25 protein-coding genes are annotated in these 23,519 nt (G+C 66.0%); 14 read left to right on the top strand and 11 right to left on the bottom strand.

What is annotated here, in order from left to right:
* Positions 1–54 precede the first annotated feature (54 nt).
* Positions 55–1,347 (bottom strand): D-alanyl-D-alanine carboxypeptidase family protein, encoded by a 1,293-nt coding sequence (locus ACN2C7_RS12665; RefSeq protein ID WP_419317329.1) that lies wholly within the window; start codon positions 1,345–1,347, stop codon positions 55–57.
* 291 nt (positions 1,348–1,638) lie between these two features.
* Between ACN2C7_RS12665 and ACN2C7_RS12660 the strand changes: the two genes are divergently transcribed.
* The 9 genes from ACN2C7_RS12660 (at position 1,639) to ACN2C7_RS12620 (ending at position 6,793) form a co-directional block, all read left to right on the top strand.
* Positions 1,639–2,073 carry a phasin family protein gene (locus ACN2C7_RS12660; protein ID WP_419317328.1) on the top strand — a complete coding sequence of 145 codons (435 nt, stop codon included), beginning with the start codon at positions 1,639–1,641 and terminating at the stop codon, positions 2,071–2,073.
* A gap of 134 nt (positions 2,074–2,207) precedes the next feature.
* Positions 2,208–2,669 (top strand): RidA family protein, encoded by a 462-nt coding sequence (locus ACN2C7_RS12655; RefSeq protein WP_419317327.1) that lies wholly within the window; start codon positions 2,208–2,210, stop codon positions 2,667–2,669.
* Positions 2,669–3,442, top strand: coding sequence for a glycerophosphodiester phosphodiesterase (locus ACN2C7_RS12650; RefSeq protein WP_419317326.1), 774 nt, complete (start codon positions 2,669–2,671; stop codon positions 3,440–3,442). The genes ACN2C7_RS12655 and ACN2C7_RS12650 overlap by 1 nt, the downstream gene beginning before the upstream one ends.
* The gene (locus tag ACN2C7_RS12645; RefSeq protein WP_419317325.1) at positions 3,439–4,599 is read left to right on the top strand and encodes a GNAT family N-acetyltransferase; all 1,161 of its coding nucleotides are present in this window, start codon (positions 3,439–3,441) and stop codon (positions 4,597–4,599) included. Before ACN2C7_RS12650 ends, ACN2C7_RS12645 begins: the two co-directional genes overlap by 4 nt.
* Positions 4,600–4,657: 58 nt before the next feature.
* A complete protein-coding gene (locus tag ACN2C7_RS12640; RefSeq protein ID WP_419317324.1) occupies positions 4,658–5,089 on the top strand; it encodes an HIT family protein in 432 nt (143 codons plus the stop codon).
* Positions 5,090–5,142: 53 nt separating this feature from the next.
* Positions 5,143–5,445, top strand: a complete 303-nt coding sequence (locus ACN2C7_RS12635; RefSeq protein WP_419317323.1) for a hypothetical protein — start codon at positions 5,143–5,145, stop codon at positions 5,443–5,445.
* Positions 5,438–5,752 carry a hypothetical protein gene (locus ACN2C7_RS12630; RefSeq protein ID WP_419317322.1) on the top strand — a complete coding sequence of 105 codons (315 nt, stop codon included), beginning with the start codon at positions 5,438–5,440 and terminating at the stop codon, positions 5,750–5,752. The genes ACN2C7_RS12635 and ACN2C7_RS12630 overlap by 8 nt, the downstream gene beginning before the upstream one ends.
* Complete coding sequence (locus tag ACN2C7_RS12625) at positions 5,752–6,282, top strand: GNAT family N-acetyltransferase (protein ID WP_419317321.1); 531 nt, start codon at positions 5,752–5,754, stop codon at positions 6,280–6,282. The genes ACN2C7_RS12630 and ACN2C7_RS12625 overlap by 1 nt, the downstream gene beginning before the upstream one ends.
* Before the next feature lie 70 nt (positions 6,283–6,352).
* The gene (locus tag ACN2C7_RS12620) at positions 6,353–6,793 is read left to right on the top strand and encodes a BLUF domain-containing protein (RefSeq protein WP_419317320.1); all 441 of its coding nucleotides are present in this window, start codon (positions 6,353–6,355) and stop codon (positions 6,791–6,793) included.
* A gap of 111 nt (positions 6,794–6,904) precedes the next feature.
* On the opposite strand, the gene ACN2C7_RS12615 is transcribed toward ACN2C7_RS12620, so the two are convergent.
* From ACN2C7_RS12615 to ACN2C7_RS12595, 5 genes are all read right to left on the bottom strand, one after another.
* Positions 6,905–8,998: a response regulator gene (locus ACN2C7_RS12615; protein ID WP_419317319.1), complete on the bottom strand. Its 2,094-nt coding sequence runs from the start codon at positions 8,996–8,998 to the stop codon at positions 6,905–6,907.
* A gap of 120 nt (positions 8,999–9,118) precedes the next feature.
* Positions 9,119–11,455 (bottom strand): ATP-dependent Clp protease ATP-binding subunit ClpA, encoded by a 2,337-nt coding sequence (gene clpA / locus ACN2C7_RS12610; RefSeq protein WP_419317318.1) that lies wholly within the window; start codon positions 11,453–11,455, stop codon positions 9,119–9,121.
* Between the two features lie 13 nt (positions 11,456–11,468).
* Positions 11,469–11,798, bottom strand: a complete 330-nt coding sequence (clpS, locus tag ACN2C7_RS12605) for an ATP-dependent Clp protease adapter ClpS (RefSeq protein ID WP_419255106.1) — start codon at positions 11,796–11,798, stop codon at positions 11,469–11,471.
* A 242-nt stretch (positions 11,799–12,040) separates the two neighbouring features.
* A complete protein-coding gene (locus tag ACN2C7_RS12600; RefSeq protein ID WP_419317317.1) occupies positions 12,041–12,544 on the bottom strand; it encodes a DUF3224 domain-containing protein in 504 nt (167 codons plus the stop codon).
* A 57-nt stretch (positions 12,545–12,601) separates the two neighbouring features.
* Positions 12,602–13,858, bottom strand: a complete 1,257-nt coding sequence (locus ACN2C7_RS12595; protein WP_419317316.1) for a DNA polymerase IV — start codon at positions 13,856–13,858, stop codon at positions 12,602–12,604.
* A gap of 101 nt (positions 13,859–13,959) precedes the next feature.
* Here ACN2C7_RS12595 and ACN2C7_RS12590 point away from each other — a divergent pair, with 101 nt between their 5' ends.
* Positions 13,960–15,222: an FkbM family methyltransferase gene (locus ACN2C7_RS12590; protein WP_419317315.1), complete on the top strand. Its 1,263-nt coding sequence runs from the start codon at positions 13,960–13,962 to the stop codon at positions 15,220–15,222.
* A 6-nt stretch (positions 15,223–15,228) separates the two neighbouring features.
* Here the strand turns inward: ACN2C7_RS12590 and ACN2C7_RS12585 are convergent, their stop codons facing one another.
* Positions 15,229–16,116 (bottom strand): ROK family protein, encoded by an 888-nt coding sequence (locus ACN2C7_RS12585; RefSeq protein WP_419317314.1) that lies wholly within the window; start codon positions 16,114–16,116, stop codon positions 15,229–15,231.
* Positions 16,113–16,760: a hypothetical protein gene (locus ACN2C7_RS12580; RefSeq protein WP_419317313.1), complete on the bottom strand. Its 648-nt coding sequence runs from the start codon at positions 16,758–16,760 to the stop codon at positions 16,113–16,115. The genes ACN2C7_RS12585 and ACN2C7_RS12580 overlap by 4 nt, the downstream gene beginning before the upstream one ends.
* Before the next feature lie 121 nt (positions 16,761–16,881).
* Here ACN2C7_RS12580 and ACN2C7_RS12575 point away from each other — a divergent pair, with 121 nt between their 5' ends.
* The 3 genes from ACN2C7_RS12575 (at position 16,882) to ACN2C7_RS12565 (ending at position 20,409) form a co-directional block, all read left to right on the top strand.
* The gene (locus ACN2C7_RS12575) at positions 16,882–17,259 is read left to right on the top strand and encodes a response regulator (protein WP_419317312.1); all 378 of its coding nucleotides are present in this window, start codon (positions 16,882–16,884) and stop codon (positions 17,257–17,259) included.
* Positions 17,256–18,620 carry a PleD family two-component system response regulator gene (locus ACN2C7_RS12570; protein WP_419317311.1) on the top strand — a complete coding sequence of 455 codons (1,365 nt, stop codon included), beginning with the start codon at positions 17,256–17,258 and terminating at the stop codon, positions 18,618–18,620. Before ACN2C7_RS12575 ends, ACN2C7_RS12570 begins: the two co-directional genes overlap by 4 nt.
* 85 nt (positions 18,621–18,705) lie before the next feature.
* Entirely contained in the window at positions 18,706–20,409 is a 1,704-nt protein-coding gene (locus ACN2C7_RS12565; RefSeq protein WP_419317310.1) for an alkaline phosphatase family protein, read from the top strand.
* 187 nt (positions 20,410–20,596) lie between these two features.
* Here the strand turns inward: ACN2C7_RS12565 and rpmG are convergent, their stop codons facing one another.
* The 3 genes from rpmG to ACN2C7_RS12550 all read right to left on the bottom strand — a co-directional run bounded on the left by rpmG (position 20,597) and on the right by ACN2C7_RS12550 (position 22,062).
* Positions 20,597–20,764: a 50S ribosomal protein L33 gene (gene rpmG, locus ACN2C7_RS12560; protein WP_007673017.1), complete on the bottom strand. Its 168-nt coding sequence runs from the start codon at positions 20,762–20,764 to the stop codon at positions 20,597–20,599.
* Between the two features lie 81 nt (positions 20,765–20,845).
* The gene (locus ACN2C7_RS12555; RefSeq protein WP_419317309.1) at positions 20,846–21,307 is read right to left on the bottom strand and encodes a DUF6265 family protein; all 462 of its coding nucleotides are present in this window, start codon (positions 21,305–21,307) and stop codon (positions 20,846–20,848) included.
* Between the two features lie 26 nt (positions 21,308–21,333).
* Positions 21,334–22,062, bottom strand: a complete 729-nt coding sequence (locus ACN2C7_RS12550; protein WP_419317308.1) for an NUDIX hydrolase — start codon at positions 22,060–22,062, stop codon at positions 21,334–21,336.
* 109 nt (positions 22,063–22,171) lie between these two features.
* On the opposite strand from ACN2C7_RS12550, the gene ACN2C7_RS12545 reads away from it, so the two are divergent.
* Positions 22,172–23,470, top strand: a complete 1,299-nt coding sequence (locus ACN2C7_RS12545) for an amidohydrolase (RefSeq protein ID WP_419317307.1) — start codon at positions 22,172–22,174, stop codon at positions 23,468–23,470.
* Positions 23,471–23,519: the final 49 nt, after the last annotated feature.

Here is a 23,519-nt window from a genome sequence, read left to right as displayed (position 1 = left end):
GAGCCCGGGCGCTGGGCGCTCCGGGCTTGATTTGATGGCCTGTCGTCGCCGAGATCAGCGCGGCGCAAGAACCATGCAGGGCTGACGCTTGGCGGTGATCGCCGCGCATGTGCTGCGCGCGGCCTCGGCCGTCAGGCCCTGGAACTGGGCGCGGAATGCGCCGCCGGCCGCGCCTTCGACTGCGCCCTCGGCGTCGGCCACGAACTTGGCGAAGCGGCCGCGCACCAAGGTCAGCTGCTTGCTGGCCAAGCCCTTGGACTTGAAGGAGCCGACCTGGACGGCCCACTCGCCCTTGGGCTTTTGGGCGGTCTTGGCGGCCTTGAGCGTGGGCGAGACCTTTACGGGCTGAGCGCGCGGCGTATCGGACAGCACGATCTTCAGGCCCGACTGCTCGCCGTCGCCCTGTTCGATCGAAGGCCGCATGATCGGGCCATTGGGCTCGGTCTCATAAAGGTTGGCGGCGATGGTGGTGCGGTCGCCGTGAGCGCGGCGCTTGAGAACCTCGAAGCCGGTCAGCAGCAGGTCTTCCATGTTGTTGTCGCGCCAGGCGGTCGAGGAGCCCCCCAGAACCACGGCGATCAGACGGCGACCATCGCGCACGGCCGAGCCGGCGAGGTTGAAGCCCGAAGCGTTGGTATAACCGGTCTTCAGGCCGTCAAAGCCGTCCATGCTGTCGAGCAGGCGGTTGTGGCCGCGGATCGTATTGCCCCGGAACGCAAACGACCGGACGCTGAAATAGCTGTAGTACTGCGGAAAGTCGCGCATCGTGGCGCGCGACAGGATGGCCAGATCGCGGGCCGTGCTGATCTGGCGGCTGTCGGGCAGGCCCGAGGCATTCACGAACCGCGTGTTGCGCATGCCCAGTTCCTGACCGCGCAGAGTCATCAGCGCCGCGAAGCGGGCCTCGCTGCCGGCCAGCTTTTCGGCCACGGCGACGGCGACATCATTGGCCGATTTCACGGTCATGGCGCGAATCGCTTCGTCCACGGTCAAGCTGTCGCCGGCGGGCAGGCCCAACTTGGTCGGCGCCTGGGCGGCGGCTCGGGGCGACATGACGATGCGGTCGGTGGGCTTTAGCCGGCCTTCGCTGAGCGCCTCGAAGGTCAGATACAGCGTCATGACCTTGGTCACCGAAGCGGGGTAACGAGGGCTGTCTGCCCTTTTGTCGTAAAGGACTTCGCCAGAATTGGCGTCGATCACGATGGACGCATACTTCGGCTCAGCGGCGTTCAGCTGCAAATAGGGGATCTGCGCGGCGACGGTGGTCGGCGCCATGCCGGCCAGGCACGTCAGCGCGACGCCGGCAGCGGCGAACAGGGAGCGAGCGGAGCGAAGCTTGGCGAACATAAATGAGCGTCCGTCATAAGAATTGAACTGAGCGGTTCCGCACCGCCACACGCGTGACCCTAGCATGAACTGACCCGCCTTTAGCCAAAGTAAACAACCGGTGAGCGATGTTGTCGCGAGTGCGAAAAAAACGTGCGCGTTGCGGTCGAGCTTCAGCATGACGCTAGGTCATGGTGCGCTGCACAATTTTCTTGACTGCTGCAGTGCAGCATGGCAAATCGGTGTTGTCCCAAGCGCATGGGGCTGCTCGCACAGCTTCGCCATGCCCCGCCATTTGCCAGGAGACTCCCCATGGCCGCCGCCGAAACGATGAAGAAGACCGTCGAACAGTTCAGCACCGCCTCGAACCAGGCTTTCAAGGACGGCGTCGAGAAGTCGCTGGCCGCCCTGGCGGAAGCCAACACCGTCTCCAAGAAGAACCTCGAAGCCGTCGTCGCTTCGGTGACCGCCGCCACCAAGGGCGCTGAAGCCCTGGGCGCCGAGACCTTCGCCTACTCCAAGAAGGCCGCCGAAGATCAGGTCGCCGCCGTGAAGTCGCTGGCCGGCGCCAAGAGCGTCCAGGAAGCCATGGAACTGCAGACGACCTGGGCCAAGTCGGCCCTGGAAGCCTACATCGCCCAGATGAGCAAGGCTTCTGAGATCGTTTCGGCTTCGATCAAGGACTCGATGAAGCCCCTGAACGAGCGCGCCAGCGCCGCTGTCGAGAAGTTCCAGGCCGCCCGCTAAGGCGACTTCGGGTTCGCGCCCGGCGCGGTCCCGCCTGACAAGATTGAAGGCCCGAACCGGCGACGGTTCGGGCCTTTTTTCTTGTGCCCGCCCTGTGCGGCGTTAAGCATTGCGGCTCGTGAATGGAGTGCGTGATGTCGAAGATCGATGACCGTTTGAACGAGCTTGGCGTCGTGCTGCCGCAGCCCGTGGCCCCCGTCGCCAACTATGTGCCGTTCGTGCGGTCGGGAAACCTGGTCCACATTTCGGGCCAGATCTCGCTGGATGCTTCGGGCGGCATCAAGGGCACGGTCGGCGTCGACGTCGATCTGGAAACCGCCCAGAAGGCCGCGCGCCTTTGCGGGATCAACCTGCTGGCCCAGATGAAGGCCGCTTGCGACGGCGACCTGGATCGGGTGGTGCGGGTGGTCAAGCTGGGTGGCTTTGTCCAGGTCGGTCCCGACTTCACCGACATTCCCAAGGTGGTCAACGGCTGTTCGGACCTGATGGTCGAGGTGCTGGGCGACGCTGGTCGCCACGCCCGCTCGGCGGTCGGTGTCTATCGCCTGCCGCTGGGCTTTGCGGTCGAGGTCGATGCCGTGGTGGAGATCGCCTGATGCGTCCGCATGAGCGTCCGTCGACCGAGGTGTTTGGCGAGGCCTGGGAGCGCCTGTTCGAGCCCGCCATCGCTCACCGCGGCCTGTGGACGCCCGGCGGCGCGCCCGAGAACTCGCTGGCCGCCTTCCAGGCGGCGTGCGCGCGTGGCTATGCCATTGAGCTCGACGTCCAGCTGACGGCCGATGGCGAGGCGGTGGTCTTCCATGACGATCGCCTGGACCGCCTGACCGGCCGGGAGGGGCGTCTGCGCGACCACACGGCCGCCGACCTCGGCGCCATGGCGCTTGGCGGAACCGACGAGACCATTCCCACCCTGGCCGACACCCTGACCCTGATCGGCCACCGGGCCATGGTCTATATCGAGTTGAAGACTCCGTTCGGCGAGGTGGGCGAGCTTGAGAAGCGGGTCTCCGAGATCCTGATCGATCACAATGGCCCCACGGCCGTGATCGGCTTCAATCCCTATTCCCACGCCTGGTTCGCCGATCATCATCCGCAGATCCTGCGCGGCTTGGACTCCTACGCCTGGAACGACGACAGCGCTCGCAAGCTGGCGCCGGAGGTTCGCCGGTCGCTGGCCGCGCTGGAGCAGGTCGAGATCGCCCGACCAGACTTTCTGGCGCTTGGCCTGGACATGCTGCCTAGCGCCCGCGCCGACCTCTATCGCGCCAAGGGCATGCCGGTGGTGGCCTGGACGGTGCGGTCGCCCGAGCAGTGGCACGCCGTCAGCGACCATTGCGACAACCTGATCTTTGAGGGCTTTGAGGCGTGACTTCGGTCAAGGCGGCGGTTCGCGTTCATCGCGAAATCGCCGAAATCGGGCGCGAGGCTTGGGACGCCTGCGCCGCGCCGACCGGCGATCCGTTTGTCAGCTACGACTTCCTGTCGATCCTGGAGGAGAGCGGCTGCGTCGCGGCGCGCACCGGCTGGGCCCCGCAGCATCTTTCGGTCGAGGATGAGAACGGCGGCGTGGCCGGCGTGATGCCGCTGTACCTGAAGTCCCACAGCCAGGGCGAATACGTGTTCGACCATGCCTGGGCCGACGCCTATGAGCGGGCAGGGGGGCGGTACTACCCGAAGCTGCAGTGTTCTTCGCCGTTCTCGCCGGTGACCGGGTCGCGGCTGATCGTGCGGCCCGATATCGACGCCGACGAGGGGCGCTCGGCCCTGCTGGGCGGAGCCCTTACCCTGTGCCAGCGCATGGACGCCTCGTCGCTGCATGTGACCTTCCCCAACGCTGACGAGTGGGCGTGGATGGGTCAGCGCGGCCTGCTGCTGCGCCAGGACCAGCAATATCACTGGGAAAACGCCGGTTACGCCACCTTCGAGGATTTCCTCGCCAAGCTGTCGTCCAACCGCCGCAAGACCATCCGCCGCGAGCGCCGCGACGCGCAGGACGGGATGGAGATCGTGGCCCTGACCGGCGATCAGCTGACCGAAGCGCACTGGGACGCCTTCTTCGGCTTCTACATGGACACCGGCAGCCGCAAATGGGGCCGGCCCTATCTGAACCGGCAGTTCTATTCGCTGCTGGGTCAGCGGATGGCCGACAAGGTGATTCTCCTGATGGCGCGGCGGCCGGGCGGCCCGTGGATCGCCGGGGCGCTGAACCTGCTGGGCCGCGACTGCCTCTATGGCCGCCACTGGGGCTGCGCCGAGGACGTGCCGTTCCTGCATTTCGAGCTCTGCTACTATCAGGCCATTGAACATGCGATCCGGCTGGGTCTGCCGCGCGTCGAGGCCGGCGCCCAGGGCCAGCACAAGATCGCCCGCGGCTACCTGCCCAGCGCCGTCTATTCGGCGCACTGGATCGCCGACCCGATGTTGCGCAAGCCCGTTGCCGACTATCTGGACCGCGAGCGCGAGGCGGTGGTCAGCGACATGCAGATGCTGAGCGAGGAATATTCGCCGTTCAGGGAAGAGCGATAGCGGCGGCTTGCGCGCCCCCCGTGGTTTGCTACGACACCGCTCGCATGAGGAGACGGCCATGAGCCTTCACGGAACCTACGACCCCGACAATATCTTCGCCAAGATCATCCGGGGAGAGATGCCGGCCGTGAAGGTGTTCGAGGACGATCAGGTCCTGGCCTTCATGGACGTGTTCCCGCAGGCTCGCGGCCACATGCTGGTGATCTCCAAGACCAGCAAGGCCCGCAACCTGCTGGACGCCGAGGCCAAGACCCTGGGCCGCCTGATCGGCGCCACCCAGAAGGCCGCCGCCGCCGTGACCGCCGCGCTCAAGCCCGACGGCGTCATCGTCACCCAGTTCAACGGCGCGCCCGCCGGCCAGACCGTCTTTCATCTGCATTTCCACGTCATCCCCCGCTACGAGGGCGAGGCGATGGGCCGGCACGGCGAGGGCATGGCCGATGTCGAGGAGCTGAAGGCCCTGGCCGAGAAGATCGCGGCGGCGCTTTAGGCGATTTGCGACCAAGGCATTCGCGTTAAGGTGGCGTGCGGAGGGGGATTCGCATGCGGCTGCATCCAGTGACCTGGCTGATGATTATGGGCGTGATGCTGAAGCTCGGCGTCCTGGCCATAACGCTCGCTGGTCTTGTGGCTTCGGTCGTCTATGTCGAGACCGATGGCATGCGGCCGGAAGATGCTGCTTTCGTGCTCGGCGTCATTACCGAGCCGATGGCCTGGAATCTTCGCGAGCTCGCTCAAACAACTCTTCTGGTCGGCACGGCCTTCTGGATCGAGGCGCTTGTCCGGGTCCATGGCCGCCTCCGATACCTGAACACACAGACACTCGGGGAGAAGGCGCATGCCTGATCAGTATGCCGCGCCGGCTGACCGCTCTTTGGCCTTCCTTCGTCGCCTGCATCCCGTGACCCGGCTGATCGTCGCCGCAGGCCTTTTGCACCTGTGCGGCGATGTCGCCGGAGGATTGCATGCGCTGTGGCTTCGACAGAACGCCATGGCATTGGCCGATCAAGGTTCGATCATCCAGATGATCTCGAACGGCGCCCACGCCTTGGCCTATACGATCAGCTTCTTTGGAACGGCGGCGACCGTCGAGTACCTCTTCCGCATCTGGCGGGAGGTGGTGCTGATGAGAGAGCGTAAATCAACTTCCTGATGGAGCCGCACCTCGAAACGCCACGTCTGCTTCTGCGTCCGCCGACCGAGAGCGATCTGGACGGCTGGGCTGCGCTTGACGCCGATGAGCGGGCCACCGCCTTTATTGGTGGTCCTCAGGATCGCGTCTTCGCGTGGCGGGGGCTCGCTACCGCCGCCGGCATGTGGGCGCTGCGAGGTTGCGGTCTTTTTTCGGTGATCGAGAAAGGCTCTGGCCGCTGGATCGGTCGCGCGGGCCCATGGATCCCCGAAGGCGCGGAGGGAACTGAGATCGGCTGGGCGTTCGCGCTTGAAGCCCAAGGCAAAGGATACGCGACCGAGGCAGCCCAAGCCGCCATGGGCGGGGCCTTCGATACGCTGGGTTGGACCGAGGTGATCCACGGCATCGACGCAGAGAACACCGCGTCCATCGCCGTGGCGCGACGTCTCGGTTCTACCTGGTTGCGAACCGCCGCCGAGCCAGATGGCAAGATCACGCAAATCTATGGGCAGAGCCGCAGTCAGTGGCTGTCGACGACAGCGTCGGTCTGACCACGGCGGCGTTATAGACCCGAATACATTTGTGTGACTCCATCGACCCCTGGCGATGGAGCTTCACCCTATGATCGAGTTCGAGGACCACCCGCGCGGTCTGGTGAGATTGATCTACGCCAGTCGCGCCACTGGCGGCGCGGTTTCCAGCGACATGGCCACGGCGATCGTCGCCAAGTCGATCCAGAACAATCGCGTTTCCGACATCTCCGGCTTGCTGGTGATCGGCGCGGATCGCTTTCTGCAAGTTTTGGAGGGGCCTGCCGGCGAGGTCGAGCAGACCTTCGCGCGTGTGGCTTCGGATACGCGCCACAGCGATATGACAGTGATCGCCAGACGGGCTGGAGGGACGCGCATGTTCCGCAACTGGAACATGGCCTGCCGCCATCTGGGACTTGGTGACGCCGGTGCGTTGAAAGCTGTCGGCTTGGCGTTTTTCGCACCCGAAAGTCTGGATGAGGAGAGGGCCTTGACCCTGCTCAAGTCCTTCGGCGAGTTTCATTTGCAATAGGGCCTTTATTGCACATCCTTGCAGCGCCACGGATGCTCATCCCGCCTGGCGCCTCTGCCACCCAGGTCTGGTGCTCGCGCACCTGATGTCGTCAATCAGGTCGAAAATCCATTAGGCCGCCCTGTTGGGCACAGCGTTGGTGGCTGCGGCGATCAGGGTCATCAACTGGATCGGCTTGGCGATGTGGTCCACCATTCCGGCCGCCAAGCAGGCGGCAATGTCATCCGTCGAGGTGGCGGCGGTCATGGCGATAATCGGCGTCCGCCCGACGTCGCCGCCAAGGGCCTTGATCTCGCGACAGGCCGTCAGCCCATCCATGACCGGCATGTGCAGGTCCATGAAGATGGCGTGGTACGAGGCTTGACCGGCGCGCTGTACGGCGTCCTCGCCGTTCTCGGCCGTATCGACCTTGAACCCTGCCGCCTCCAGCATCTGGCTGGCGATTTGCCGGTTCATGGGGTGGTCGTCCACAACAAGCAGGCGAAGATCCTGGGGCGGGGCCGGCGCAGCCAAGGTTGGCTCCAGGTGGTCAACGCGCGGCATCAGCAGGCTGAAGGTGAAGCGGGACCCTAGGCCGACCGTGCTTTCGACGGTCAGGCTGCCGCCCATCATCTCGACCAGAGCGCGCGATATGGCCAGGCCCAGGCCTGCGCCGGAGAACTTGCGGGTCGGGGTGCTGTCGATCTGGGAGAACGGCCGGAACAGCAGCGGAAGATCGTCCGGCGCGATCCCCATGCCCGTATCGGCCACACAGAAGGTCACTTCGTCCACGCCCTCGACATCGCTGGACTTGATTGCGACCGACAGGGTGATGTGACCGCGCTGGGTGAACTTGGTGGCGTTGCTGAGCAGCTTTAACAGGATCTGGGTCAGGCGATTTTCGTCGGCGCTGTGCAGGGCCTCGGCCATGGCGCGGATCTCGACCCGCAGGGCGATCGGCCGGTCGCCCAGCAGCGGCGGGATCAGGGCCGCGACGCGCTGGACGAGAGTCGGGATGGAGACTGGCGCGAGGTTCAGCTGCCGCTGTCCCTGTCCGTCGCCGACGCTGGAATAGTCGAGTACGTCGTCAATCAGCGAGACCAGGACACCGCACGAGGCCTGGATGGCCGCCAGCGGCTCGCGCGTGGATTTGGGAAGAGCGCGCTTGGCGCTGAGCAACTGCACATGACCGCTGATGCCGTTCAGCGGTGTTCGCATCTCGTGGCTCATCACCGCCAGGAACCGGCTCTTGGCGATGGCGGCGGCCTCGGCTTCACGCCGGGCTGTGCGGGCGGCCGAGAGGGCGCGGCTCAACCCATTCTGAGCCCGCGTTCGCTCCGACATCACGCTGATGATCGCCAGAGCACAGAACTGAATCGCAGCCAGATAGGTCTGCAAGGCCAGAATCCGGCTGGAGATGTCTTCGTACTGGGCCGCGATCGGGCCATGGCCCGTGGTCGTGCTGCCGGCCGTCAGGAACGCGAATCCGGCAATGGCCAGGATGGCCCGCGGCGGATCCAGCCGCAGCAGAACAGCCAGCAGAAGGGGGAAGCTGAGGAAGAGCGGCGCGGCGGGCAGGAAGTGGAACAGCATCGCCGCCACGATCAGGGCGGCCGCCACCAGATGCATTGGCGCCGCGCTCTTCAGGATCTGGGGCGTAGCGTATCGCCGCATTCTGCTCAGCAGCAGCACTGCCGGCGCGCCGATCATCATCCCCAGGAAATCGCCCCCGACCCAGGCGATCCAGATGGACCCGAAATCGCCGCCGATGAGCCGCGTGAGTAGCGCCGCGCCCAGGCTGCCCATGATCAGGGTGGTCGGCAACACGGCCAGCAGGGCCACCCGCCAAAGTCTGCTGAAGTGCTGAATGTCCAGGCCCGCGCCACCGACCTGACGGATCAGGAAGGCGGCGGCCACCGACTCGGTGAGGTCTAAACTGGCAATCAGGGCGGCCTGGCTGGGCGCGCTGCCCGTGAGCAGGGCGGCCAGAAAGTCGACCAGCGCGCAGGCCAGCGCCAGGGGAATTGCCGTGCCGCGCGGAAGCAACAAAAGCGCCGCAGCCAGCACGCCGTTGTTGATCCACAGAACCGCCAGGCCGCCGGCGCCGACGGTCATGGCATAGGCCGCTGCGGCGATGATCACATAGGCGGCAAAAAAGACCAGCGGCCACCAAGCTGGCCGCGCCGTCTGTGCAGGACGAAACAGGCCGCGCACTGGCGTTCGCACCCGGTATCCTTTTTCTTCAGTTCATCCAGAGACTTTATTGATTTTCGGGGCTTGTAAAGTTGTCTTGGCGGCAAACCGAAAGAGGCCCGGATCACTCCGGGCCTCTCGATGGTCTTGGATCTATTCGACCAGGGCCGGCTCGGCCTCGCTCCCGGTGGCTGCGGATCCCTTGGCGGGCTTTTCCGGGGTGCTTTCGATCTCGAAGTCGATCTTGCTGTCCTTGAGGATGATCTTGACGTGGCCGCCGCGCACCAGACGTCCAAACAGGATGTCGTCGGCGAGGGGCTTCTTGATGTGCTCCTGGATGACCCGGCCCAGGGGGCGGGCGCCGTAGAGCTCGTCGAAGCCGTTCTTGGCCAGCCAGTCGGCCGCGTCGTCGGTCAGCTCGATCGTTACGTTCCGGTCGGCCAGCTGGGCCTCCATCTGCATGACGAACTTCTGCACGACCATCCGGATGATCTCGGGCGTCAGCGGCTTGAAGGCCACCACCGCGTCGAGGCGGTTGCGGAATTCGGGCGTGAACAGGCGCTTGAGGGCGGCCTCTTCCTCGCCCAGAACCTTGTCGCGACCAAAACCGATCGACTGGCGCTGGGCGTCCGATGCGCCGGCATTGGTGGTCATGATCAGGATGACGTTCCTGAAGTCGACCTTCTTGCCGTTGCTGTCGGTCAGCACGCCGTGGTCCATGACCTGCAGCAGGATGTTGTAGACGTCCTGGTGAGCCTTCTCGATCTCGTCGAGCAGCACGACCGCGTGCGGGTGCTGATCGACGGCGTCGGTCAGTTGGCCGCCCTGGTCATAGCCGACATAGCCGGGAGGAGCGCCGATCAGGCGGCTCACGGTATGGCGCTCCATGTACTCGGACATGTCGAAGCGGATCATCTCGATGCCAAGCGTCTGGGCCAGTTGCTTGGCGGCCTCGGTCTTGCCAACGCCCGTGGGGCCGCTGAACAGGAACGAGCCGATCGGCTTGTCGGCGTCGCGCAGACCGGCGCGGGCCAGCTTCATGGCCGAGGACAGTTGCGCGATCGCATCGTCCTGACCAAACACCGCGCGCTTCAGATCCGTTTCCAGCTCCTTGAGCGCCTCGGTGTCCGACTTGGAGACGGATTTGGGCGGGATACGAGCGATCTTGGCCACGACGGCCTCGATCTCCTTGACGCCCAGAACCTTCTTGCGACGGCTCTCGGGCAGCAGCATCTGGCCGGCGCCGGCTTCATCGATCACGTCGATCGCCTTGTCGGGCAGCTTGCGGTCGGTGATGTATTTGGCCGACAGCTCGACGGCCACCTTGATGGCCTCGTTGGTGTATTTCAGCTTATGGAAGTCCTCGTAATAGGTCTTGATGCCCTTGAGGATCTTGATGGTGTCTTCGATGGTCGGCTCGTTGACGTCGATCTTCTGGAAGCGGCGGACCAGGGCCCGATCCTTCTCGAAGTGCTGACGGAACTCCTTGTAGGTGGTCGAACCCATGCAGCGCAGGCTGCCCGAGGCCAGAGCCGGCTTCAGCAGGTTTGAGGCGTCCATCGCCCCGCCGCTGGTCGCTCCGGCGCCGATCACGGTGTGGATCTCGTCGATGAACAGCACCGCATTGGGGTGGTTCTCGAGTTCCTTGACCACCTGCTTGACGCGTTCCTCGAAGTCGCCGCGATAGCGGGTGCCGGCCAGCAGCGCGCCCATGTCGAGCGAGAAGATGGTGGCTTCCGCCAGGACCTCGGGGACCTGATGGGTGATGATCTTGCGGGCCAGGCCTTCGGCGATGGCCGTCTTGCCGACGCCGGGCTCACCCACCAGCAGGGGGTTGTTCTTGGTGCGGCGGCACAGGATCTGGATCGCGCGTTCCACCTCGCTGGCGCGGCCGATCAGCGGATCGACCTTGCCCTGACGGGCTTTCTCGTTGAGGTCGACGCAATAGGCTTCCAGCGCCTCGCCACCGGTCTTGGTGTTGGGCTTCTCGGCGTCGTCTTCCGTCGTGCTGTTGCTGGCGCCCTTGACGGCCTTGGGCTCGGACGCGCCGGCCTTCTTGGCGATGCCATGGGCGATGAAGTTCACCGCGTCATAGCGCGTCATGTCCTGCTCTTGCAGGAAGTAGGCGGCGTGGCTTTCGCGTTCCGAGAAGATGGCCACCAGCACATTGGCGCCGGTCACTTCCTCGCGGCCCGACGACTGCACGTGGATCACGGCGCGCTGAATGACGCGCTGGAAGCCGGCGGTCGGCTTGGCGTCTTCCTCGTCGTCAACGACCAGCGAGGCCAGTTCGACGTCAAGATAGTTGGCCAGGCTCTTTTTCAGAGCGACCAGATCGACGTCGCAGGCGCGCATCACGCCGGCCGCGTCGTCGTCGTCGGTCAGGGACAGGAGCAAGTGCTCCAGGGTGGCATACTCGTGCTTACGCTGGTTCGCGTAGGCCACGGCGCGGTGGAGGGATTCTTCGAGAGGGCGAGAAAACGAGGGCAAGGGGGGAGGCTCCTCAGTCTTTTTCCATGGTGCACTGCAGGGGGTGCTGATGACGGCGCGCTGAGTCGATGACTTGCGCAACCTTCGTTTCAGCGACTTCGTAGGTATAGACGCCACACACACCAACACCGTGTTGATGAACGAGCAGCATGATCCGGGTCGCGTCTTCGCGTGACTTGTTGAAGAACCGTTCGAGGACGTACACGACAAATTCCATTGGCGTGTAGTCGTCGTTCAGAATCAGTACTCGATAGAGCGAAGGCTTCTGTGTCTTCGGCTTCACCTCAGTGATGACCGAAGAACCAGATCCGTTATTCTGTCCGCCTTGCTTCCGCTCGGCCATTGACCGTTTTCTCCCGATGGGCCGAACCACCCACCTCGTTAGGATTAGATATGGAAACGCGCGGGCTTTGGAAGGGGCCGACGCGCCGCTGCGCCGCTTTAACACAGGGGCGCCGTGTAAAATGGCTTCACGATTGGGAGAACAGGAGCCGTGCGACGACGGTTTCCTGGGCGAGGAGCCGAAATGGTGAGCGACAGCGTGTCGCGCAAGGGGTGCTTGGCTAGCGCCGAGCGCCCGGACCGCTAGTGGACGGGCAGGGTGTATTGCAGATCATAGAGGTGCTTGCCGTCGACGATCTCGATGGTCAGGCTTCCCGCAATGCCCTTCAGCGCGCCGCTACCGGAGTCGGGCACGATCTCGACACTCAGCTTGCGTTCGGCTCCGCGCATGATCCCCTTGTGGACCAGGGCGAAGCTGCCGGCCTTGCCGTGCAGCGTTCCGGTTACGCGCTCGACGGCCACATAGACAGCCGAACCGGGCGTGTCGGCGCTCGCGGTCAGCATCTGGCCCTTGCCCGTCGCTTCCAGATCGCCGTGGAAGGTCTTGTCCAGCGACATGCGGCCCAGGGTCGAGCCTTCGCCGACGTCCTGGTCCTGCGGCGCCATCTTCACGTCGAAGGGGCCCTTGGCGTGATGGGTCATGGCAGTGGCTCCGGGCGGTGATGCTGGGGCGGTCTGGGCGGCGGCGATCGGGGGCAGGGCCAGCGTCGCCAGCAGCGCGAGCACAAAGAGGGGCGGGGATGACATGCTGGCTCCTGGGACAACGCCGATCCTTGATAGCGGAACTCAGGGTGTGGGCAACCGTCAGCGGCTCTTGAGCGCGCGCCCCGTCATCACCGCGCCGGCCCCGAATTTGCCGCGCAGCACGTCGATGGTCTTTTCCGTCTTCAGAGTCAGCCGCTCGTCGCCGGCGAAGAAGTCGTCGGCCGCGCCCTCGGCCGGGACGAACTCGGTCAGGCCGGCCCCGATCAGGCGGTAATAGGTTCCGTCGGGCTCGGCGGCCAGCAGTTCGCGGGCCACCTGGAACAGGGTGCGCGCCGTCTGGGTCGGCACGGCCAGGGTGCGACGGCGGGTGTGGACCTTGAAGTCTGGCGTGCGCAGCTTCAGCGTCGCCACCCGACCGGCCACGCCCTCGGTTCGGGCCTGCCGGGCGACCCGCTCGCAGAGCGGCCACAGCTCGTCCTCCAGGTCCTCGCGCTTGAAGAGGTCGTCATTGAAGGTGGTCTCGGCGCTGATGGTCTTTCGCACCTGATCGGGATCGACCAGCCGTGCGTCCTGACCCTGGGCCAGGCGATGCAGGCGCAGGCCGCTCGAGCCCAGGGTGGCGGCCAAATGCTTGAGGTCGGCTGCGGCGATGTCGCCCACGGTGCGAAAACCCTCGGAGGCCAGGGCCGTGACCGTGGCGGGGCCGACGCCGGGCAGGATCGAAACGGGCTTGCCGGCCAGAAAGGTCCTGGCCTCTGACGCGCCGATCACCGAGAAGCCGCGCGGCTTGTCCAGTTCCGAGGCGATCTTGGCCAGAAACTTGTTGGGGGCCAGGCCGATGGAGACCGTCAGGCCCACCTCGCGCTCGATCTCGGCCTGCAAACGGGCCAGCACCAGGGCGGGCGGCGCGCCGTGCAGCCGCTCGGTGCCCGACAGGTCCATCCAGGCCTCGTCCAGCGACAGGGGCTGGACCAGCGGCGTCAGGGCCTCCACGCGGCTGAAGATCGCCCGGCTGGCGGCCTTGTACTTGGCGAAGTCCGGCTTAATGACGACCGCCTGCGGACACAGCTGCAGGGCCTTGTACATCGGCATGGCCGAGCGCGCGCCGCTCATGCGGGCGATATAGCAGGCGGTGGTCACCACGCCGCGCTTGCCGCCACCGATGATGACGGGAAGGTCGCGCAGTTCTGGCCGGTCGCGCTTTTCCACGGCGGCGTAGAAGGCGTCGCAGTCCATGTGCGCCATGGCCAGATTGGCCAGATCATCATGGACGACCAGACGCGGCGAGCCGCAGGCCGGGCAGCGCCGGGGCCTGTCCTCGCCGGTCCAGAAACAATCGCGGCAGAGCGCCTTCATTCTCAAGCGTGGCTCTTCAGAAACCCGAAACGCAAGGTGAACCTATCGCGAATCGATGGTGAGGCGTTCAGTGAACCGCCCCTGTTACGCGGATGATCCTCGTGGACCTTGAACTCTTCAAACGGCTGCGACTACAGGGCTACACGCCGCGAACCATGCTCGATATCGGCGCGAACGTGGGCATGTTCACCTGGTCATTCCTGCAGGTGTATCCGTCCTGCAAGCCCACGATGATCGAGCCCAATCCTCACTGCGAGGAGAATCTGGTCAAGTTTCCCTTCGAGCGCCACATGGTGGCCGCCTCGAACGAGAACGGCGAGGCGGAGCTTTTCCTGACCCGCGAATGGCTGCAGTCCACCGGCAGCTCGCTGTATCGGGAAAACTCGCAGCACTTCCGAGACGAGGTCGTCATCCGCGAGGTGGTGCCAAAGGCCCGCCTGGATGATCTGCTGGCCGACCGGCAGTTTGATTTCGTCAAGATCGACACCCAGGGCGCGGAACTGGACGTCCTGCAGGGCGGGCGAGAGGTCATCGGCAAGGCCGACTATGTGATGATCGAGATCTCGCTGGCCGACTACAATCCCGGAGCCGGGCGCGCCGAGGAGATCATCGCAGCGCTGGCGTCGATGGGGTTCGTCACCACCGAGACCCTGGCCCTGTTCCGCTGGCAGGGCGAGCCGGACGGCAAGGTCGTGCAGATCGACTGCATCTTCGAGCGCCGCGTGCCGCGCCCCTCGCAGGGCGGGGTGTTCGCGCCGCACAATGACACTGCGGGGCTCGTCGCGTTCCTGCAGGATCAGAAGCAGCGCAACTGGAATTTCAGCGTCCTGCAGATCGGGGCGGCGCCGCCCGAGCTGAGCGGTCTGGCCAGCGCCACGATTGGCGGGCCTGAAGGCTCGTCAGCCACCCATTTTGCCGGCGACCTGAACAATGAGAGCACCTGGCGGGCGCTGGTGGATCATGTGGCCCGGCATGGGCGGTTCTCCTATGCGGTCTGCCCGCATGTGATCCAGCGCCTGGCCGATCCGGACCTGCTGCTGCGCATGCTGCCGCTGGTCGCCGAGGCAGGATTCCTGTCGGCGCCGGCCCGGTATATGGAGCTCTCCAAGACCGAGGGCCCCTATCGCGGCGGCATCGATCACCGCTGGATCCTGGATTCGTTCGAGGATCGGCTGACCCTGGCCCCGAAGCTGGGCCTGCTGGAATACATGGCGCTGCAGAACGAAGCCGCCATCACCCAGTATGGACCGTCAGAGTATCAGGTGACCTGGCGCGGCGCTCTTGACGTTCAGAGCCTGTTCCAGCCCGGCCTGCACCAGCAGGACGTCATCAGTCGCTACAGCGCCTTCCTCGACCGGGCCTGATCCGGCCTAGTCAGCCGGCCACAGCCAGGCCGCGCCGCGGACGCCAGAGCTGTCGCCGTGTCGGGCCTTGAGCACCGGGGTCTCGAAGGCGTCGGAAAACACATGCGGCGCGATGGCGGCGGGCAGGCGCGCATAGAGGGCGTCGACGTTCGACAGGCCGCCGCCCAGCACGATGACATCGGGGTCGATCAGGTCGCAGACGACCGCCAGGGCGCGCCCCAGACGGTCGATGTGGCGATCCAGCGCCGCCAGGGCCTCGGCGTCGCCCGCCTCGATGGCGGCCAGAGCCGCCTGGCCGGTCGGATGGCCGGCGTCGCGGGCGAAGGCCGGGCCGGCGATCCAGGTTTCCAGGCAGCCCTTGCGACCGCACCAGCAGGCCGGGCCGGGATATTCCTCGGGCTTCGGCCAGGGCAGGGGCATGTGGCCCCACTCGCCGCCTATGCCGTTGCGCCCCTCGATGATGCGACCGTCGACCACCACCCCGCCGCCGCAACCGGTGCCGAGGATGGCGGCGAACACCACGCCTTGCCCGGCGCCCGCGCCATCGGCGGCTTCTGACAGGGCCAGGCAGTTGGCGTCGTTGGCCAGGCGCACGGGGCGCTCAAGCCGCGCGGCCAGGTCCTGCTCGAAGGGGCGGCCATTCAGATAGACGCTGTTGGCGTTGCGGATCAGGCCCGTGCGCGGCGAGAGCGAGCCGGGAATGCCCATGCCCAGCCGCGCCGCCTGGGCGCCGGCCATGGTTTCGGCGTCGGCCAGCAGGTCGGCGACGACCTCGAGCGCCTCGTCATAGTTGCCGGGGTTGGGCTTGCGGACGCGGGCCACGAAATCGCCGTCGCTGTCCAGGGCGGCGGCCTCGATCTTGGTGCCGCCGAAATCGACTCCGAAACGGATCATGCAAACAGTCGCGCCTCGATCGCGGTCTTCAGGTGGGGCCAGTGGTCGATGCGGGCATGACGGTCCGGCGCGCTGGGCGCCAGGGGGCGCAGCCTCTCGTCGCTGACCATCTGGAAGCGGGTGACCGTGGGCGCGCTGGCGGCGACTGATTCGAGCTGCGGCAGCAGGTCGTCGATGAACACCGAAGGTCCCGAGGTGCGGCTGGACAGCTGGGCCGCCGACGGGCCCTTGGGGCCGCTGTTGATCACCAGCGGATAATCGAAGCCATGGGTTTTCAGCCAGCGGGCGCGGGCCTGGCGGCCGTGCTCGGGCGCGTTGGTCAGAATCACCACGCCGGCGCGGGTCGACAGATCGGCCAGGGCGTCGGCCGCGCCCTCGGCGGGCATCAGGTCGTCGGCCCCGTCGCGGAAGAAGTCGTCGAACAGCACCTTGCCGGCGATCAGGTCGAGGTGATCGGTCTCGCCGGGGCGATAGATGTTCTGGAACAGCGCGAAGCGATCGACGCGCAGTTCGAAGCCGTGTCGGCCGATGAACGATCCGAAACCGCGCATGAACTGGGCCAGAACCTCGTCCACATCGACAATCACCAGCGGCGCGCCGGGGTCGATGATACAGGCTTGAATATCTGAGTAACTGGGTTCCATGATCTGCGATCGGCCGGTGTTAACGCGATTAGCGCGGGCTTAAGGATATTCGTGCGATCTGGAAGTCAGAAGCGACGCGAATCCCTCAGGCGTCGCCACGGACCGTATGGTCGGGGTCAGGATGACGAAGAAGGTCCTCATCGTGGAGGATAATGAGCTGAACATGAAGCTCTTTCATGATCTGCTCGAAGCCCAGGGTTATGAGACCCTGCAGACCCGTGAGGGTCTGCAAGCGCTGTCCATCGCCCGGGAGCACCGCCCCGATCTGATTCTCATGGATATCCAGCTGCCGGAGATCTCGGGACTCGAGGTCACCAAGTGGCTCAAGGAGGACGAGGATCTGGCGCACATCCCCGTGGTGGCCGTCACGGCCTTCGCGATGAAGGGCGACGAGGAGCGGATCCGGGAGGGCGGCTGCGAGGCCTATATCTCCAAGCCGATCTCGGTGGCCCACTTCCTCGACACCATCAAGCGCCTGCTGGAGAAGACCCCGGCATGAGCGCGCGAATCCTCGTCGTAGACGACATCGAAGCCAATGTTCGCCTGCTCGAGGCCAAGCTTTCGGCCGAGTATTATCAGGTCAGCACCGCCAATGACGGCCCCACGGCCCTGGCGATGGCGGCCAATGATCTGCCCGACATCATCCTGCTGGACGTGATGATGCCCGGGATGGACGGTTTCACCGTCTGCAAGCGCCTGAAGGAAGACGCGATCACCCGCCATATCCCGGTGGTGCTGGTCACGGCGCTGGACGGTCGCGCCGACCGTATCCAGGGGCTTGAGGCGGGCGCCTCGGACTTCCTGACCAAGCCCATCGACGATGTGATGCTGTTTGCCCGCGTGCGCAGCCTGACCCGCCTGAAGCTGGTGATCGACGAACTGCGCCAGCGCGAGGCCTCGGGTCGCCGCATGGGCGTGATCGCCGGCGCCGCCTCACGGCTGGACGGCCTGGGCGGCCGGGTGCTGATCGTCGACGACAACGAACGCCAGGCCCAGCGCATCGCCGCCGAGCTCAGCATTGAACACCGCCCCGTGGTCGAGTCCGACCCGGAAAAGGCGCGGATCAGCGCCGGCGGGCCGGTCGATCTGGTGATCATCAATGCTGCGGCCAAGGGCTTCGACGGCCTGCGCTTCGCCGCCTCGCTGCGGTCGACCGAGCGTACCCGGCACCTGCCCGTGCTGGCCATGGTCGATCCCGACGAGCGTTCCCGGATGGTCAAGGCGCTGGAAATCGGCGTCAACGACATCCTGCCGCGCCCGATCGATCCGCAGGAGCTGTCGGCCCGGGTCAAGACCCAGATCCAGCGCAAGCGCTACACCGACTATCTGCGCAACAACCTCGACCACAGCCTGGAACTGGCGGTCACCGACCAGCTGACGGGGCTTCACAACCGCCGCTACATGACCGGCCAGCTCGACTCGCTGGTCCAGCGTTCGACCCTTGGCGGTGACCCGGTCGCGGCCCTGCTGATCGACATCGACCACTTCAAGAAGATCAACGACACCTTCGGCCACGACGTCGGCGACGAGGTGCTGCGCGAGTTCGCCCTGCGCCTGGCCTCCAATGTCCGCGCCATCGACCTGCCTTGCCGCTATGGCGGCGAGGAGTTCACGGTGATCATGCCCGATACGCAGCTGGAAGACGCCATGCGCATCGCCGAGCGCATCCGCATGCACGTGGCGGGCTCGCCGTTTCGGGTGGCCCAGGGCAAGGAACTGCTGACCGTGACGATCTCGATCGGCGTCTCGGCCACCCTGGGCGAGCACGACACCCCCGAGGCCCTGCTCAAGCGGGCCGATGAAGGCGTGTACGAAGCCAAGGCGTCTGGTCGCAACGCGGTGGTCGGCCGGGTCGCCTGACGGCTTTTCGCGCCGCCGCTCTTTTCCTGGGCTCCTGACCGCGTCCCTCCTTGCACGGAGCAGGCGATCGGGCATTTTAGCCGGGATGAATAAGCTGCTTACTTCCGGCGCGCTTGCCTGCGCCGCGCTCGCCCTCAGTGCTCCGGTCCTGGCCCAGCCTCGCGCCCTCACCAAACCTGATCCCAGGCTGGTGGTGGTGATCTCGATTGACCAGTTCAGCGCCAATCTGTTCGCCCAGCATCGGAGCGAGTTCACCGGCGGCCTGGGCAAGCTGGCGCGGGAAGGCGTGGTCTATCCCAGCGGCTATCAGTCGCACGCCATGACCGAGACCTGCCCGGGACACTCCACCCTGCTGACGGGCAAGCATCCCAACAAGACCGGCATCAGCGCCAACGACTGGTACGACGCCGGCCTGGGCAAGCAGGTCTATTGCCTGGGCGACGACAGCGTCGTCCTGGCCCACGATGCCAAGGGCCGCGCCGTCAGCCCGAAAAACATGGTCGCAACCACCTATGGCGACTGGCTGAAGGCCGTCTCCCCGACTAGCCGGGTGTTCGGCGTCTCGGGCAAGGATCGTGGCGCGATCACCATGTCGGGCCACAAGGCCGACGGGGCCTTCTGGCTGCAGCCAGGCTTTGGCTTCACCACCTATGTGCCGCCGGGCGAGACCGCCGAGGCGCGTCTGAAGCCGGTTGCAGCCTTCAATGCCAGGATGCTGGCGGACCTGAAGAAGCACCCGTTCGTCTGGAACTATGCCAAGAGCCCGATGGACGCCCTGACCGGCGGCTCGGCCAGGCGCTGCAAGGCCCTGGAAGCCGATTACGAGACCGGCGGACGCCCATGGCGCGCGGCCCTGCCGATCCCCGTCGCGGATGACGAGGCGGGCAAGCTGCGCGACCTGGGCTCCAGCCCCTATACCGATCAGGTCACCCTGGAACTGGCGGCCCAGTTGCGAGACGCCTACGGGCTGGGCGACGGGCCCCAGGTCGATGTCCTGACCGTCAGCCTTTCGGCCACCGACTATATCGGCCACCGCTACGGTACGCGCGGACCGGAGATGTGCGACCAGATCGCCCGTCTGGATGATCGCCTGGGCGAGTTCCTCGACAAGGTCGGCAAGGCCAAGGGCGGGGTTTTGGTGGTGCTGTCCGCCGACCATGGCGGCGCTGACATGCCCGAGCGCCTGCACGAGGAGGGCTATGACGCGGGCCGCATCGCCACCAAGCCGTGGCTGGCCAAGCTGAATGAGATGCTTCGCGCCGACCTGGGCCTCTCCTACGACCCGCTGGTCGCCGATGGCGGCATCAACACCATCGATGTCGTCGGTCCAGACAGGAAGGCCCTGCCGCCGGTTGAGCATATGCGCGTCACGGCTGCCGCCCTGGCCCTGGTCTCGCGCCAGCCCGAGGTGGTCGAGGCGTTCGACGTCAACAGCCTGCTGACCCTGGCGCCGGAGCCGGTCGACACCTCGCCCGAGGAAATCTCGATCCGCGAACGCATGCGCCGCAGCGCCTATCCGGGTCGCTCAGGCGACATCGCCGTCGCCTTCAAGCCCGACCTCGTGCCCGCAACGGCCGGCGCGACCTATGTCTCCACCCACGGCAGCCCGTGGGACTATGATCGCCGGGTGCCGATCATTTTCTGGTGGAAGGACGGCGCGCCCCGCGAGCGCGTCCTGCCGCTGGACACGGTGGATATCGCCCCCACCATCGCGGCGGTGACGGGCGTGAAGCCGCCGGCGGATATTGATGGGCGGTGCCGGCCGTTGGGGGCAGGGCACGATTGCTAGCCGGAAGACTCGCCCCCTCCTGACCGCTTCGCGGTCGTCCTCCCCCGTAGGGGGAAGACGCTCTCATCTTCCCCCTACGGGGGAGGAGCGCGCAGCGCGGAGGGGGCAAGTCATCAAGCCCCCAGAATCAAAAACGCCCGGCTATCGCTAGCCGGGCGTTTTGTCGTGTCGTACCGGTCAGGCAGATCTACTTGATCTTGCCTTCCTTGAATTCGACGTGCTTGCGGATGACCGGATCGTACTTCTTCAGCACCATCTTCTCGGTCTTGGTGCGGGCGTTCTTCTTGGTCACGTAGAAGAAGCCGGTGTCCGCCGTCGAGTTCAGGCGGATCTTGATTGAAGCCGGTTTGGCCATGGTCGAATCCCTGCGGTATCGCGCAGGGTACCCGCGCGCTGGAAATGAGAGGCGCGGAACATACTCATCAATGCGCCAAAGTCAATTGCCGGCGGGGCAACGCGTGTAGGGATAGTCCACCGATCGGGCCTGACCGCCGATCTGGCCTTCGATCCGGCCGATAATGGTCCGGGCGTCCACGCGCTTGTACAGAATCCGTTGAGGGAAATCGTGGGCGGCGTCCTCGAACACCACCGTGTCGTCGGTGATCTCCTTCAGCGGAAAGGCCGCTTCGGGCTGGCCCGAGGGCTTGGCGTTGAAGACCAGTTTGCCGTCAAGACCCGGCGCGATTCGCAGGAACTCGAACTCGCGGACCTTGCCGTCCTTCAGGGTGCGGCTCATGCCCAGCATCATGCCGCCGCCGGGGGCCATCCACTGCTCGTCGACGCGGCCATTGGAGCGGACCTGCATCCAGCAGCCCGTCATCCAGGACAGGCGGCTGATCTCGGGCTCAGGCGCGGGCGGCGTGGTCGCCAGGGCGGACGCGAACAGAAGGACCAGCATGTCGATCTCCCCCCAGAGGCGCCGGCTCAGACATAGGTCAGGTTTCGGCCGCCGTTCAGGAAACGCATGAAGGGGGCGGGGCGTCCAGCATCCTTCAGCCGCTGGCCGATCTCGGCGACCACGAAGCGGGTGATGTTGGGCAGGTCCAGGGCCATGGCCTCGTCGAAATCCACCCAGGCGATCTCGTCCAGCTCGCCGCAGTCGGGCTGGCGATCCAGGCTGATCAGGGCCTCGGCCGACGCCATGAAGAACCGGGCGTCGAACCTGCGGGTGCGATAGGGCGGGGTGATCGCCCGGGCCACGAAGGCCAGCGGCGCCAGGTCGGGCAGGGCCCCCTGGGCCAGGAACGGCCGCCACGCCCCCGCGGCGGGCCGTGAGGGCGCGGGACGGGCCAGCAGCAGGCCTGTCTCCTCGAAGGTCTCGCGAATGGCCGCCAGGCCCAGGGCGCGGGCCAAGGCGACCGGACTGGGATGGCGCGGCTCATGGGTCAGGCGCGCGGCGACCTCGGGCGCCAGTTCGCTGGCCGAGGGCGCGCGATAGTCGCCGCGATCCACCCGGCCGCCGGGAAACACCCACTTGTCGGGCATGAAGGCGTGGCCGCCGGCCCGGCGTCCCATAAGCAGGCGCGGCTTGGCGGCATCGGTGCGCACGATGATCAGGGTGGCGGCGTGTCGTGGTCGCAGCACGCCAGTGCCCGGCTCGCGCACGGCGGCGTCGTTGATCGTGTCGAATTTGGCGTCGATCGGCTCGTCCATGGCCCAAGCTTAGTCCGATCGCGCCATTCGCAAAGCCGCCCCTTACGTCAGCTTGACCATCCCGCTGCAAGCACCCCAATGTCCGCCGGCTTTTCAGAGGAAGACGCGCATGTTTGGACGGGTTTCGACGCTGGCGATCATGGCTGGCCTGGCTTTCGGCGCGCCGGCCCTGGCCGCGCCTTCGGCCGCCAAGGTCGAGGCCGCCGCCAAGGCGGTCCAGCCCAAGGTCGTCGCCTGGCGTCGCGACCTTCACCAGAACCCGGAACTGGGCAATCAGGAGGTCCGAACCGCCGCCATCGTCGCCAAGGAGCTGAAGGCCCTGGGCTTCGAGGTCCGCGAAGGCGTGGGCAAGACCGGCGTGGTTGGCATCCTCAAGGGCGGCAAGCCCGGCAAGGTCGTGGCCCTGCGCGCCGACATGGACGCCCTGCCGGTCGAGGAAAAGACCGGCCTGCCGTTCGCCTCCAAGGTCACCGCCACCTGGGAAGGCCGTACCGTGCCCGTCATGCATGCCTGCGGTCACGACACCCATGTCGCCATGCTTCTGGGTACAGCGACCGTCCTTGCCGGCATGAAGGCCGACATCAAGGGTACGGTCGTCCTGATCTTCCAGCCCGCCGAGGAAGGCCCGCAGGCCGGCGAGGAAGGCGGCGCCAAGCTGATGATCCAGGACGGGGCTCTGGACCAGCCCAAGGTCGACGCCATCTTCGGCCTGCACATCGGCCCGGCCGACGCCCACCTGCTGAACTACCGGCCGATGGGCTTCTACGCCTCGTCCGACCGCATCGCGATCACGGTGAAGGGCAAGCAGACTCACGGCGCGCGGCCCTGGGCCGGCATCGACATGGCCAGCGTCGCGGCCGACATCATCCAGGCCATGAACCAGATCGCCGCCCGTCAGGTCGATGTCGGGGTGTCGCCCTCGGTCGTGACCATCGCCACGATCAACATGGGCATGCGCCAGAACATCATTCCCGAAGACCTGGTGATGGGCGGCACCATGCGCACCTTCTCGACCGAGCGCCGCGCCGACCTGATCGACAAGGTCCAGAAGAGCGTCGCCGCCATCGGCGACCGCTACGGAGCCAAGGCGCAGGCCGTGTTCACCCAGCCCTATCCGGTGACCTACAACGATCCCGACCTGTCGAAGTGGGTGAAGACCTCGCTGTCGAAAGCCTCGCCCGGCAAGGTTGACGACAACGCCGCCCTGGTGACCGGGGCGGAGGATTTCTCGATGTACGCCCAGAAGGTCCCGGGCGTGTTCATCCAGCTGGGCGGTCGCCCGGCCAGCGTTCCGGCGCAGGGTGCGCCGGCCAACCACTCGCCCTATTTCGACATCGACGAGGCGGTGCTGGAGACCGGCGTGAAGGCCGAGGTGTTCATGGCGCTGGATTATCTGGAGAAGAAGTAGGGGGAGTGGACTGGCCCCCTCCGCGCCTGCGGCGCTCCTCCCCCGGCGG

The sequence above is a fragment of the Caulobacter sp. ErkDOM-E genome, from assembly GCF_048541895.1.
Taxonomy (GTDB): domain Bacteria; phylum Pseudomonadota; class Alphaproteobacteria; order Caulobacterales; family Caulobacteraceae; genus Caulobacter.
This window is presented reverse-complemented; position numbering and strand designations above follow the sequence as displayed.